At 59.3% G+C, this 13,281-nt stretch carries 14 protein-coding genes and 1 pseudogene; 4 read left to right on the top strand and 11 right to left on the bottom strand.

The window, feature by feature from the left end; translation table 11 throughout:
- A partial coding sequence (locus QZ638_RS17965; RefSeq protein ID WP_366936257.1) for an MFS transporter occupies window positions 1–408 on the top strand: 408 nt, incomplete at its 5' end.
- Window positions 409–411: 3 nt separating this feature from the next.
- On the opposite strand, the gene recO is transcribed toward QZ638_RS17965, so the two are convergent.
- From recO to rpoZ, 9 genes are all read right to left on the bottom strand, one after another.
- A complete protein-coding gene (recO, locus tag QZ638_RS17960; protein WP_295813286.1) occupies window positions 412–1,152 on the bottom strand; it encodes a DNA repair protein RecO in 741 nt (246 codons plus the stop codon).
- A gap of 18 nt (window positions 1,153–1,170) precedes the next feature.
- Window positions 1,171–2,097 carry a GTPase Era gene (gene era / locus QZ638_RS17955; protein ID WP_295813285.1) on the bottom strand — a complete coding sequence of 309 codons (927 nt, stop codon included), beginning with the start codon at window positions 2,095–2,097 and terminating at the stop codon, window positions 1,171–1,173.
- Window positions 2,094–2,813, bottom strand: a complete 720-nt coding sequence (rnc, locus tag QZ638_RS17950; RefSeq protein ID WP_295813284.1) for a ribonuclease III — start codon at window positions 2,811–2,813, stop codon at window positions 2,094–2,096. Before rnc ends, era begins: the two co-directional genes overlap by 4 nt.
- Window positions 2,814–2,826: 13 nt before the next feature.
- Window positions 2,827–3,576 carry a signal peptidase I gene (lepB, locus tag QZ638_RS17945; protein WP_295813283.1) on the bottom strand — a complete coding sequence of 250 codons (750 nt, stop codon included), beginning with the start codon at window positions 3,574–3,576 and terminating at the stop codon, window positions 2,827–2,829.
- 91 nt (window positions 3,577–3,667) lie between these two features.
- Entirely contained in the window at window positions 3,668–4,075 is a 408-nt protein-coding gene (gene acpS / locus QZ638_RS17940) for a holo-ACP synthase (RefSeq protein WP_295813282.1), read from the bottom strand.
- Window positions 4,072–4,617, bottom strand: coding sequence for a DUF2062 domain-containing protein (locus QZ638_RS17935; RefSeq protein ID WP_295813281.1), 546 nt, complete (start codon window positions 4,615–4,617; stop codon window positions 4,072–4,074). The genes acpS and QZ638_RS17935 overlap by 4 nt, the downstream gene beginning before the upstream one ends.
- A 278-nt stretch (window positions 4,618–4,895) precedes the next feature.
- Window positions 4,896–5,753: a methyltransferase, TIGR04325 family gene (locus QZ638_RS17930; protein WP_295813280.1), complete on the bottom strand. Its 858-nt coding sequence runs from the start codon at window positions 5,751–5,753 to the stop codon at window positions 4,896–4,898.
- Between the two features lie 652 nt (window positions 5,754–6,405).
- The gene (locus QZ638_RS17925) at window positions 6,406–8,658 is read right to left on the bottom strand and encodes a bifunctional (p)ppGpp synthetase/guanosine-3',5'-bis(diphosphate) 3'-pyrophosphohydrolase (RefSeq protein WP_295813279.1); all 2,253 of its coding nucleotides are present in this window, start codon (window positions 8,656–8,658) and stop codon (window positions 6,406–6,408) included.
- A 131-nt stretch (window positions 8,659–8,789) separates the two neighbouring features.
- Complete coding sequence (gene rpoZ / locus QZ638_RS17920) at window positions 8,790–9,188, bottom strand: DNA-directed RNA polymerase subunit omega (RefSeq protein ID WP_295813278.1); 399 nt, start codon at window positions 9,186–9,188, stop codon at window positions 8,790–8,792.
- A 296-nt stretch (window positions 9,189–9,484) separates the two neighbouring features.
- On the opposite strand from rpoZ, the gene QZ638_RS17915 reads away from it, so the two are divergent.
- On the top strand, window positions 9,485–10,075 hold the full coding sequence (locus tag QZ638_RS17915) for an NYN domain-containing protein (protein WP_295813277.1): 591 nt from the start codon (window positions 9,485–9,487) through the stop codon (window positions 10,073–10,075).
- Window positions 10,072–10,737, top strand: a complete 666-nt coding sequence (locus QZ638_RS17910; RefSeq protein ID WP_295813276.1) for a uracil-DNA glycosylase — start codon at window positions 10,072–10,074, stop codon at window positions 10,735–10,737. Before QZ638_RS17915 ends, QZ638_RS17910 begins: the two co-directional genes overlap by 4 nt.
- A 43-nt stretch (window positions 10,738–10,780) precedes the next feature.
- On the opposite strand, the gene smpB is transcribed toward QZ638_RS17910, so the two are convergent.
- Window positions 10,781–11,254 (bottom strand): SsrA-binding protein SmpB, encoded by a 474-nt coding sequence (gene smpB / locus QZ638_RS17905; RefSeq protein ID WP_295813275.1) that lies wholly within the window; start codon window positions 11,252–11,254, stop codon window positions 10,781–10,783.
- A gap of 126 nt (window positions 11,255–11,380) precedes the next feature.
- On the bottom strand, window positions 11,381–12,262 hold the full coding sequence (dapA, locus tag QZ638_RS17900) for a 4-hydroxy-tetrahydrodipicolinate synthase (protein WP_295813274.1): 882 nt from the start codon (window positions 12,260–12,262) through the stop codon (window positions 11,381–11,383).
- Window positions 12,263–12,501: 239 nt separating this feature from the next.
- Between dapA and QZ638_RS17895 the strand changes: the two are divergent.
- A pseudogene (locus QZ638_RS17895) lies at window positions 12,502–13,281 on the top strand (lytic transglycosylase domain-containing protein); the annotation flags it as partial.

The following is a 13,281-nucleotide window of genomic DNA, read 5'->3' as shown; positions in this document are numbered from 1 at the left end:
GGTTATATCGGACAACGCTATTCCAAACCCGGCTTTCTTTCCCTCATCTATCTGGCAAGATCGATTGCGGTAACCGCTTTCCTTCTCCTGCCGCAAACACCCACAAGCGTGATCGTCTTCGCCATCGTCATGGGGCTTTTGTGGTTGTCCACCGTGCCGCCGACCAACTCCCTCGTGGCGATCATGTTCGGCACCGGTCATCTGGGACTTTTGGGTGGGGTCGTCTTCTTCTCCCACCAGGTCGGTTCGTTCCTCGGCGTGTGGCTGGGCGGATATCTTTACGATCTCTTTGGCAGCTACGACCCTGTCTGGTGGCTCGGTGTTCTGCTTGGTCTCTTCGCCGCCCTTGTTCATTGGCCGATCAAGGAAGCGGCCGTGCCTCGCCCCACCCTTGCGCCAGCCGAATAGGATTCAGCCGACGGCGCGTTCCACGCTACGGGCGAGTGCCGCTAGAAACCCGCCGCGGGCGGCCGGTTCTTCCATGCCACGCGGCTCATAAACATTGCGGTGAAAAAAGAACCCTGTCAGCCTGTAGGCATCGTCCAACGCGGCGCGTGACGTCTCCGTTCGCACCTGGCCCGTTAGAAAACTTGGCAGCGGAAGAAGTTTGTCGCGCCATGGCGTGCCTGCATCTTCGGTCACAGCGCGGCCCGATTTGGGCGACACGTAGGCGAGCCCGTCACGGCTCCCTGTGAGCGCACATCGCGTGAGATCGAGCCCGAAACCCAATTCATCCAGCAAAGCAAGTTCGAAACGCACCATCAGCGGTCCGGCGATATCCGGTTCGTCCAGATGCGCCGTGATGACTTTCAAGGCCTCGTAGAGGCCGGCATGCGCATCGCGTTCGGGCATCAACCGCAGATGGGCGCCGAGGAGCTGTATCCCGTGAACGGCGAGCGCGGAGGCGAGCAGGCGCGCGGCGTTGAGCTCGAGCGGCTCGACCTGAAACGTACCCAGGTGTTCCTCGAGCCGCGCACGCCATGTCAGATCGACACGGTTTCCCGCCTGCAGGAGCGGCTGCATGCGACGCGACCGGCCGCCCCTGACCAGGCCGAGATGGCGGCCATGCGCCGCCGTCATCGTTTCGAGGACGACGCTTGTTTCGCCATGCTTTCTGGCGCCCAGAATGATCCCTTCATCGCGCCATTCCATGCGGTCAATGTCCTCCCCTCAACTGGGGAATTCAAGTCCCATTTCACGATAGCGCTCAGGGTCGTTGCCCCAGCCCTCGCGCACCTTCACGAAAAGGAAGAGATGGACTTTCTGTTCAAGAATTGCAGCCATTTCCTCGCGCGCGGCCTGTCCAACGGCGCGGATCGCTGCCCCTTTGTGACCGAGCACGATCTTCTTCTGACTGTCGCGCTCCACGTAAACCACCTGATCGATGCGCACTGACCCATCCTTGCGCTCCTCCCATTTCTCGGTTTCCACATGGATCGCGTAGGGCACCTCCTGATGCAGCCGCAAGAAGAGCTTTTCGCGCGTGATCTCGGCTGCAAGCTGACGCATCGGCAGATCCGAGAGCTGATCTTCGGGGTAATACCAGGGACCTTGCGGGAGCGTCGCGGCAAGATGGGCGAGAAGGTCGTCGCAACCAGCTCCTTGCAACGCGGAAATCATAAAGGTGCGCTCGAACGCCACCTCGTCATTCGCCCGGGCTGCAAGCTCGAGCAGAGAATCGCGTTTCACCCGATCGATCTTGTTGAGGATCAGGATCTTGGGCTGCGCCACCTCCTTGAGCTTCTCGAGAATGGCGGCCGCATCCCCTTTGATTCCACGTTCAGCGTCGATCAGCAACGCCACGATGTCCGCATCCTTGGCCCCGCCCCAGGCTGTCGTAACCATGGCGCGATCGAGCGTTCGGCGCGGATTGAAGATACCCGGGGTATCGACGAACACGATCTGCGCGTTCTCGTGTGTGGCAATGCCGCGAACGATGGCACGCGTGGTCTGTACCTTGTGGGTGACGATGGAAACCTTCGCGCCCACAAGCTGGTTGAGCAGCGTCGACTTGCCCGCATTGGGTGCGCCGATCAATGCCACGAAACCGGAACGGGTTTCGCCTTGTGCGCCGTCGACAGGGATGCCTTCACTCATGACACGTTCTCATCGTTTTGCCACACACCCTCCCGCTCCAGCATGCCGGTTGCGGCTGCCTGCTCAGCCTCGCGCTTGGAGCGTCCTTTGCCGTGCGCTGGCTCGTATCCCTTGACCCTGACAGCCACAAAGAAGACCGGGTCGTGATCCGGTCCCTGCCTGTCTTCCACATTATAGCTCGGTGTAACACCGGCGATACGATGCGCCCATTCCTGCAACGCGGTCTTCGGATCACGGCGGTCGGCGCCCTCGGCCTGCGCCCTGGCACGCCAGTGAGTTCGCACGAAGGTGCGTGCCGCATCGAGCCCCGCCTCCAGGAACACAACCGCGATCAGCGCCTCCATGACGTCGGCGCGCAGATTGATCTGCTTGCGGGTTGCCGCACCGCGCAGATCGCTACCCATATTGATAAGCGGGCTGATCTTGAGTTCGTCGGCGACCTCGGCAAGCGTTTCGGCATTGACAAGAGCATTGAGCCGCACCGACAATTCGCCTTCGGGCGCTTGAGGAAAGCTCTCATAGAGCAGTTCCGCAACGACGAGTCCCAAAACGCGGTCACCCAGAAACTCAAGTCTCTGATAATCCGTACCTGAACGCCCGCGCGCGCTGGCATGCGTCATCGCCTCTTCGACGAGTGCGTGGTCTTTGAAGGCAAATCCGGTCCGCAAAGCAATCGCTTCGACGAGTTGGGGGCCACGCGGGCGTTTGGCAGTCATGACTTTGGCAAACTCAGTCGACCCAATCCAGGATGCGCGACGGTCGCACCTCGGAGGGCCAGCGCCAGAGTTCCAACGGACTCGCACCGCCGGCGATGGAGAAGAAGATCACGTTGGCGCGGCCAACGAGGTTTTCGGCTGGCACAAACCCTACGGAAAAGCGGCTATCGGCGGAGTTGTCGCGATTGTCGCCCATCATGAAATAGTGCCCTTCGGGCACGATGAATTCCCGCGTGTTGTCACCTATGCCGTTGGCTGTCAGATCCAGCGTCTCGTACGAAACGCCGTTGGGCAGCGTTTCACGATAAAGATCCACGGGACGATCCATCTCCGTGATGTCGGAGTCGTCGATCTGACCGATCTTCTCGCGCTCCACCGCCTGATCGTTGATGTAGAGAGCACCTTCGCGCATCTGGATCTTGTCGCCAGGTAGGCCGACAACGCGTTTGATATAGTCGATAGAAGGATTGGGCGGAAACTTGAACACGACAACATCGCCGCGTTGGGGCTCCGAGGCCCAGATGCGGCCGGAAAAGATCGGTGGTGAAAACGGCAGCGAGTGACGCGAATAACCGTAAGCCCATTTGGTGACAAAGAGATAATCGCCTTCGAGCAGAGTCGGGCGCATGGAGCCCGAGGGAATCGAGAACGGCTGAAACAGGAAAGTGCGGATAACCAAAGCAAGTAGCAACGCCTGGACAATCAAATTGACTGTTTCGCCAACCCCGCCCGATTTCTTCTTTGTCTTGTCAGCCACGCTCATCATGTCCTCGGTTCGAGTGTTTCGGCACGGTCTTATCGCGCCAGAAAGGCGGCGGCAATGCGACAGTACAACCTCGGCGCAGTTTTCGGCGTCAGTTTCCGGTGTCTGATATTGCTTCGATGATCACGAACGCCTGAGCCAACGGATAGTCGTCGGTGATGGTCAAATGGACGAGCGCTTTCATACCGGCAGGCGTCATGTCGTCGAGTCGCGTTCTGGCACTGCCCGAAAGCTTCATTGTCGGCTTGCCGCCCGGAAGATTGACAACACCCATGTCGCGCCAGAAAACGCCGCGGGAAATACCGGTTCCAAGCGCCTTGGAGCAGGCCTCCTTGGCGGCAAATCGCTTGGCATAGGAGGCCGCTCGTTCACGGCGCTTGTCGGATTTCGCTCGTTCGGTCTCCGTAAAGACGCGCTGGGTAAAACGATCTCCGTAGCGGTCGAGTGTTTTGGCGACCCGTCTGATGTCGATCAGGTCGCTGCCGATACCGATAATCATGAACTTGCTGCAGTCCTCGTATCGAAGGCTTCTCGGCCGGCCCTGCGGCGCGCGCGCTCGGCGAGACGCTTGCGGCGCTGCTCGCGGAAGGTGAATGTCGCCCAGCGCGTGACGAAATAGAACGTCACTGCAAAGAAAATGCCCAGTGGCAGGGCGCCGATGGACATGGGCTTTATAAGCGGCTCCCAGAGCTGCGAAAACTCAAGGTGCCGCAGCATCTTGCCCAGATGAATGGGTGCGCCATGGGACAGTTCGGGACCGTAAAGAATGAGACGCCCGGTTTCGAGTGTCGCGCCCCAGATAAAGGGGAATGTCAGGGGATTGCCGACCGCGGTGCCGATCGCCGAGGCGACAAGATTGCCGCCAAGACACCAGGCAAGGCCCGCCGCGATGAAGAAGTGAAACCCCATGAACGGCGTGAACGAAGCGAACACACCGGCAGCGACTCCTGCGGCGATCGCATGAGGGGTTGCCGTCAGCCGCAGTGCGCGCTTGACGAAGTATTGCGCAGATCGCCAGAACGACCGGCGCGGCCAAACCATGGTCCGCGCCTTTTCCCACATGTCCGCCGGTTTTCTACGTCGAAACAACATCGCGACTACGCAGCGCCCCCATAAGCAACCATGCTTCCCCCTGTCGACACGATCCTAACCCCCGGTCTCTTAACGGCGGGTTCTCTTGGAGGCGTCACTGGCTCGATATAGGCAAGCACGATCGGATGGGGCAAGGGAAACGGCTCAATCAATTGCGTTTCCGGATAAAACAATCGGAAACGGCACAGTTTTACGCCTCCGAGACGGCGGAATTTGGGCGATTGCTCCTAACCGGCTTTCGCGATGACGGGCTCGACCGGACCTCGCTCCGCGACGGCCAGGTCTTTTCGCTGCAGCATATAGCCTCGGCTCTCGCTGCATCCGAGCTCGGGGTGGCTCGCGACCCAATGTGCCAGATATTGTATGCACCAAGTGTCCACGATTCGATAGCCGAGTGCATCCAGCTCGGCCAGAAACCCATGCTTGTTGCGAATATGGTACGGCAGGAAGGTGGGACCGCCGCGCTGCAAAGTATAGATGGACGGCCCTTCCCGCAGCGCCACCTTGTTCAGGAGAATCACCTGAGGACGTTCAGGCAACCGTGAAACGAATTCGGTGAAAGGGATATCAAGATACTGCAGCAAACCCGAGCAAAGCAGTATTTCCGCTTTCCTGATCTCGGGGAAACTGTCGCAAAAGGACAGCTCCGGGCCGATCCCTTCAGCATGCGCCATCTTTCGACCCGCCTTGACCATCGACGGAAGTTCATAGACTTGCCATTGCAGGTCGGAAAAGTCGAGCAAGCTGCGGAAGGCTCGATACTTCGTGCCGACATGCCCGCCGGCATCCAACAAGCGAACCCGCTTGCCACTGCGCGCTCGCAGCTCCCTTTCGAGCCAGAAAAGGACCGGATAATCCCAATCGATCACCCGGCTCATCTTGTCGAGCGCGACCGGGACCACATCGTCATGGTCGTAATCCGTCAATGCCCAGCGCGGTGCAGCGCATACCGCGCTTTCCCTATCCGGATAAGCGCCGGTGAGTTCCGCGCGGCGGGCAACCAGATGAAATTTTGACAAGGCCGCGTTGAACGGGCGGACAAATCGTTTGATTTTGCGGGCGTCGAAATGCAGCAAGGTTTTCATTTCAACCTCTCGTGAACAGGAGTGACATTGCTCCGGCTGTACCGCTTCATGGGCTTTCGACGCGCAAAGCATCGACAACCCGAAATGCGGATGAGCAAGACCGGTATTGTTCAGGAGAGATTCGGGCGCGGAGGCTTGAGCAGTCCCCTCACAGGGACACTACAGAGAGCCATGATGACGTCCTCCGCCAAACAGGCAACAAATCGAGGGTGCCCCACCGTGTCCTGTTTCAGATGGCCGAGCGGGATGCAATGAAGCATGCAGCACTCCTCATCCGAAGCGTCCGCATGGTCATGTGTATGACCGTCGTGTCCTCCATCATGGTCCGATGCGTGGGCATCGGGCAAGAAAGCGGACATGAGCATGCCTCCCGGAGAAGCCTCGTGCCGATGCGCGCCGCCCAGCGGAAGAAGCAGAAACGAGACCAGAACGAGAGCGGCGATCACCACTCTCGCCCCCAGTTTCGCCAAAGGCGCAATCTTTGGAACGTAGCGCATTCAACATGTTGCGTGCCGTGTTCCCGTTGGGTCAATTCTCCCCGATTGCGTGGCAGCTAATCAATTTGGATGAGGCGCTACTCGGTTCCGCCGCTTCCATGCACCGCGATCCGTCGAGAGCGAGGATGATTGTGTTGTTCTGCGCGCGAGGCTGATCAGCCATTCACCCGATGGGCATCGCTCACACTGCTGATTTCCTTGAGTTGGGAGACCAGTCGGTTGAGATGCTTCAGGTCCCAGACCTCCAGATCGAACAGCATCTCGGTGAAGTCCGGTGCTGTGCGCTCCATTGCGAGTGTGTGAATGTTCGCGTCGTTCGAGGCGATCACCTGCGCGATTTCCGCAAGTGAGCCGGGTTCATTGATCGCGGTCACCGACATGCGGACGGGAAACCGCTCTTTCATGTGCTCGTCGATGTCCCAACGCACATCGATCCAACGTTCCGGCTGATCGTCGAAGGCGGTGAGCGCCGGAGACTGGATCGGGTAGATCGTAATGCCGGAACCCGGATGCAGAATGCCGACGATGCGGTCGCCCGGGACCGCGCCTTCAGGTGCGAAACTCACTGGCAGATCGCCCGAAACGCCGCGGATCGGCAGGGCGCCACCTTGCGTCTTCTCGACCGGTGCACCACTGCCCTTGGCGCGTTTGGCCTTGCGCGACGAGCGGCCGGGAATCTGGAACAGCATGCCGGCCGCATTGCGCAGGTTGAACCATCCCTCTTCACGCTCCTTGGGCATTTGCGTTACCCGCTCGTCCTTGTAGTCGGGGAACACAGCACGAACCACATCCTGAGAGGAGAGTTCACCGCGACCGACGGCGGCCAGGACATCCTCGATGTCCTGCCTTCCAAGGCGATGAAGAACCGGTTTCAACGCATCGCGCGAAAAGGATTTGCTGGCGCGTTCGAATGCGCGCTCCAGAATCCGGGCGCCGAGCCCTGAATATTGCTTGCGGATTGCATTGCGCGTGGCCCGGCGGATCGCTGCGCGTGCCTTGCCGGTAACGACGACAGATTCCCAGGCTGCCGGTGGCACCTGCGCCTTGGAGCGGATGATCTCCACCTCGTCGCCATTCTTCAACTCGGTCATGAGCGGCATGATACGGCCGTTGACCTTCGCACCCACGCAGGTGTCGCCCACCTCCGTGTGCACCGCATAAGCAAAATCGATGGGCGTCGCCCCGCGTGGCAACGCGATCAGACGGCCCTTGGGAGTGAAACAGAACACCTGATCCTGGAACAGTTCCAGCTTGGTGTTCTCGAGAAAATCCTCGGGCGTGTCGCCCTCCGAAAGCGCTTCGATGGTGCGCCGCAGCCACGCATAGGCGTTGGTATCGCGCGAGATGCGATGATCGGCCCCGTTCACCCTGCCGCCAAAATCCTTGTAGATCGAATGCGCCGCCACGCCGTATTCGGCGATCCGGTGCATTTCGAAGGTACGGATCTGCAGTTCGACACGCTGGCGCGACGGGCCAACGATGGTCGTGTGGATCGAGCGATAATCGTTCTGCTTCGGTGTCGAGATGTAATCCTTGAAACGTCCCGGCACCATCGACCATGTGGCATGGATAAAGCCCAGCGCGCGATAACAATCCCCAACGCTATCGACGAGAACGCGGAACCCGAAAATATCGGACAATTGCTCGAAGGAGAGTGCCTTCGTCTCCATTTTTCGAAACACAGACCAGGGCTTCTTCTGACGACTTTTGACCGTCGCTTCGATGTGATGCTCGGCAAACAGATGCGACAGCGCTTCCTCAATGGCCTTAATGACTCCGCGATTGCGTTCGAAGAACTCCGCGAGCCGCTCCGTCACGGCGCGGAACGCTTCCGGATTGATGTGCCGGAACGCCAGTTCCTCCAGCTCTTCGCGCATGTCCTGCATGCCCATGCGGCCGGCAAGCGGCGCATAGATGTCCATCGTCTCCTCGGCGATGCGAAGCCGCTTATGCTCAGGCACATGGTCGAGCGTGCGCATGTTGTGCAGACGGTCGGCCAGCTTGACCAGAAGTACGCGAACGTCCTCGGAAATGGCGAGCAGGAGTTTGCGCAGATTTTCCGCCTGGTGCGCCTTCTTCGATACGAGGTCGAGGCGCTTCAGCTTGGTCAACCCCTCCACCAGCTTACCGATATCGGGGCCGAACAGCTCGTCGATCTCGGCACGCGTTGCGCTTGTGTCCTCAATGGTGTCGTGCAGCAGGGCGACAGCGATGGTCGCTTCGTCCAGATGCATATCGGTCAGGATGGCGGCAACTTCCAGCGGGTGGGAGAAGTAGGGATCGCCCGAAGCGCGGCGCTGATGGCCGTGCTTCTGCATCGCGTAGACATATGCCTTGTTGAGCAGCGCCTCATTGACGTCCGGCTTGTAGCGCTGAACGCGCTCGACAAGCTCGTACTGACGCATCATGGGCGGCTTCCTCTCTTCTTGTTAACGTCCATACAAAGCAAAACATGCGCCGTGTTACGCACGGCGCATGTCTAAGATAGGCAGGAATGTTTCGGCAAGGAAGACAGTGCCGAGCCGAACACACGTATCGCTTAGAAGTCGTCGCTTTTTTCCGGTGGAACAAGGCCTTCGATACCGGCGAGCAGATCTTCCTCGCTCATGCGGTCGAAAGAAACGTCTTCCTCTGGTTGATCGACGCCCGCCTCGGCCGCCGCAACCACCGGCTCATTGAGCTCGGGCAGATCCGCCTCCGGCTCGTCCACCTCGACATGCTTCTGCAGCGAGTGGATCAGATCTTCTTTGAGATCGCCGGGAGACAGGCTCTCGTCGGCGATTTCACGCAGCGCGACAACGGGATTCTTGTCGTTGTCGCGATCAACGGTGATCGCTTCGCCCTGCGAAATCTGGCGGGCGCGATGACTCGCCAGAAGCACGAGATCAAAGCGATTATCGACCTTGTCGATACAGTCTTCAACGGTCACACGGGCCATTCAGTGCCCCTTTCATGCGTAAATCTGCAAGGAAATCCAGCGCGTCATTAGCTTGTCGCATCACAAAATTCAAGGCCAGCGCACAATACTCCTTCTCCGATCAACACGGTAATAGGGCGTGGCGATGGCGAGCGGCGAACAGGCCGTACGCTTGTATTTATAACGAATTTATATATTGGTTGGAACAATCATATTCCAGCGCTATTTCCTCATAAGAGATGGCTTTTTTTCGGACGTTCTCGGACCCAAAGCCTCTCATTTGAGCGCTGTCTTTTTTTGAAACAGGAATTTTGACGATGTTCGACCCTCGCGAAAAAATCGCTCTCTTTATCGACGGAGCGAATCTCTATGCCACGTCGAGAGCCTTAGGATTCGACATCGACTACAGAAAACTCCTCAGCAGTTTCCAGCAGCGAGGTTATCTTCTGCGTGCCTATTATTACACGGCGCTCGTCGAGGATCAGGAATACTCCTCCATCCGCCCCTTGATCGATTGGCTCGACTATAACGGCTACAAGGTCGTGACCAAGCCTGCCAAGGAATTCACAGATTCAGCCGGTCGGCGGAAGATCAAGGGCAATATGGACATTGAACTGGCGATCGACGCGCTCGAACTGAGCGACGTGGTCGATCATTACGTGATTTTTTCCGGCGACGGCGATTTCCGCACTCTGGTGGAGGCCTTGCAACGCAAGGGCCGCAAGGTCAGCGTCGTTTCAACCATCCAGTCTCAGCCGCCGATGATCGCCGACGACCTGCGCCGCCAAGCGGACAATTTCATGGATCTCTCGTCATTGCGCGAAGAAGTCGGGCGTGCAACAAGCGAACGTCCCTCCCGCAGGGTCGAACCCGATGACGATTCAGACGAGACGCTCGACGATCTATGACACCTGTTTCGGCGCTTAAAACCGAGCCGCCACGCGATTGCCCGCTTTGCCCACGCCTTCACCAATTCATTGCCGATTGGCGAGCCCGAGAACCTGATTGGCACAATGCGCCCGTACCCACCTTTCTACCCGAGGGTGGCGATGGCGCGGTTGAATTTCTGATCGTGGGCCTTGCCCCTGGCCTAAGGGGCGCCAACAAGAGCGGACGCCCCTTCACAGGCGACTATGCCGGCGACCTTCTTTACGACACGTTGAAGCTATTCCGGTTTGCCAAGGGCGAATACGAGGCACGCGCCGATGACAGCCTCACCCTGGTCGATACGGCAATCGTCAACGCTGTGCGATGCGTGCCTCCGGAGAACAAGCCTGTCGGCGCCGAGATCAACACCTGCCGCAACCATTTCTTTGCACCGACACTAAGACGTTTCGAGAATTTGAAGGCCATTCTGACACTTGGCGTCATCGCCCATCAATCGACTGTCCGGGCACTAGGCGGGCGCGTCGCAGCGCACCCGTTCACGCATGGAGGACATCAGAGAATTGCCGGATTTTCCATTTTCTCCAGCTATCACTGTTCACGTTACAACACGAACACGGGACGCCTGACAGAAGAGATGTTCGTAAGTGTTTTCCGTGACATACGTGAATTTCTCGATCGATAGAATCGGCAGAGGGTCAGATTGATCGAAGCGGATGGACGGCATGTCACCCATGCTGCTTCAGGAGCCTCGCCTTCTCACGATTCCAGTCACGTTTCTTGGCCGTCTCGCGCTTGTCGTGAAGCTTCTTGCCGCGCGCCACCGCAAGCTGGAGCTTGGCCAATCCCCGAGCGTTGAAGTAGAGCCTGAGCGGCACAATCGTCATCCCCTCGCGCTCGATCGACTGTGCCAGTCTCGACAACTCGCGCTTCGACACAAGCAGCTTTCGCTTACGGCGTGGCTCGTGGTTGAAGCGGTTTCCGGCCGAATACTCCTGAATATAGGAATTGATCAGCCAGCATTCCCCGTCCTCGATAGAGGCATAAGATTCCTGGATGTTCGAATGCCCGTCGCGGAGCGATTTCACTTCGGTGCCCGTCAGGACGATGCCGGCTTCCAGCGTGTCGAGCACTTCATACGAGAAGCGCGCCTTGCGGTTTTCGGCGATCGTCTTGACGTTCGGATTCTTGTCTTTCGCCATCAGTCCCAAATGCGTCGGACGCGCCGCGCGGCGCTTCCGCCTTTCCTCGGGCAGTGCAAAACACCCCTGCCCGTTCGTTTCACCGCATTTGTGCCACGCCGGACGCTTGGCCGGCGGCAAAATGCTTCAGTTCAACAGCCCTGCATGCTGCATGGCCGCATCGATGCTCTGTGCCGTCGACACATCGATAGGCACGAGCGGAGAGCGAACCGTGTTTTGAACCCTGCCAAGGCGCGACAACGCATACTTCGCGCCGCAAAGTCCCGGTTCGATGAAGATCGCCTTGTGGAGCGGCATCAGCCGATCCTGCAATTCAAGCGCCTTCTCCTTGTCATTCGCCAGCGTTGCCGCCTGGAACTCCGCGCACAGGCGCGGCGCCACATTGGCTGTCACCGAAATGCAGCCGACGCCACCATGCGCGTTGAACCCAAGCGCGGATGCATCCTCGCCGGAAAGCTGGATGAAATCCTTTCCGCAGGTCATGCGTTGCTCGGAAACCCTGTCCACCTTGGCCGTCGCGTCCTTCACGCCGACAATGTTGGAAAAATCCTTCGACAATCGCCCCATCGTCTCCGGCGTCATGTCGATGACCGAACGCGGCGGAATGTTGTAAATGATGATCGGCAGGCTGGTGGCGCGCGCGACTGCGGCGAAATGCTCGTAAAGCCCCGCCTGGGTCGGCTTGTTGTAGTACGGCGTCACCACCAGTGCGGCGTCAGCCTTCACCTCTTCGGCAAATCTGGTCAGCGCGATCGCCTCACGGGTCGAATTGGAGCCGGCACCGGCGATCACCGGAACGCGGCCCGCAGCCGCCTCGACGCAGATCTGGACCACCTCGCGATGTTCCTCATGCGTGAGCGTGGGAGATTCGCCCGTGGTGCCGACCGGAACCAATCCGCTGGTGCCTTCGGAAATTTGCCATTCGACGAGTTCGCGGAACGCTTTTTTGTCCAGGCTGCCATCGCTGGCAAACGGTGTCACAAGTGCTGTGAGAGACCCCCTGAACATAATGTCGAACTCCTGAATGAATCTGATGGTTTGATGCCGGCCCGGGCCGACGCCGGATGCTTCTATCCGAAGATCGGGCGGCGCACCATAGTCTTGCCATCTCTTGCCCGCAAGAATCCTGCAAGGATGGTGTGTTGCGCCAGTATTCGCAAGCGTCGCAGCGTCTCACGACACTAACACGGGCTTTACACGGCAACGGTAAAGTGCTCATCGGTTCGACAATCCAGGATGCCATGTGCATGACGACAAAAGCCGCGCTCGCCTCGCTGCTTCTTCTTTCGGTCTCGTCTCTGGCGCAGGCCCAATCCCTGCCGGATATGGCGCCGATCCCGTTCGCACGCCCGGATGCGGTGAATTCGCCGGCGGCGGCCATCGATGCGCTCACGCGCCCCGCCACGGTGCGCCCGAACGTGGTCGATGGCGAAAACGGACAGTCGGCCAATCAGCGCGCCATGATCGCCGCTCTCGACGCGCTTTCCCTCGGCGACTCGGCCACCGCGCGCACCGTGCGCAACCATATGAGTGAAGCCAGTCTCGAGCGGCGCATCCTGAGCTGGGCGCTCGCCCTTTCGGCCAGCGACACGCTTTCGAGCGGTGAAATCGCCGCCACAGCGAAAGAATTGGCCGACTGGCCCGGCATGCTGACCCTGCGCGAACACGCCGAACGCGCACTCTATCGCGAGAATCAGCGTCCCCGGGTGGTCGTGAGTCTGCTTGGGAGCATGGAACCGCAAACATTCGAGGGCACCGTCGCCCTTGCCCGAGCGCGCCTTGCACTGGGCGAGAAGGAAAATGCCCGCACGCTCGTATCGACCTACTGGCGAACGGCGAAGCTCGATGCCCGAAGCGAAACCGCATTTCTGAAAGCGTTCGACGCATTGCTCTCCAAGACCGACCATCGGGTTCGCATGGAGCGGATGCTCTACGACGCACGGGTACGCTCGGCCGAGCGGGTTGCCGAACGCGCCGATGGCACAGCCTTGATGAAGGCGTGGGCGGCGGTCATTCGCGGCCGGAAG

Origin of the sequence: uncultured Nitratireductor sp., assembly GCF_913053745.1 — a bacterium.
Classification (GTDB): Bacteria; Pseudomonadota; Alphaproteobacteria; order Rhizobiales; family Rhizobiaceae; genus Nitratireductor.
Note: the sequence above shows the minus strand (reverse complement) of the source record. Positions and strands in the feature narration are given on the sequence as shown.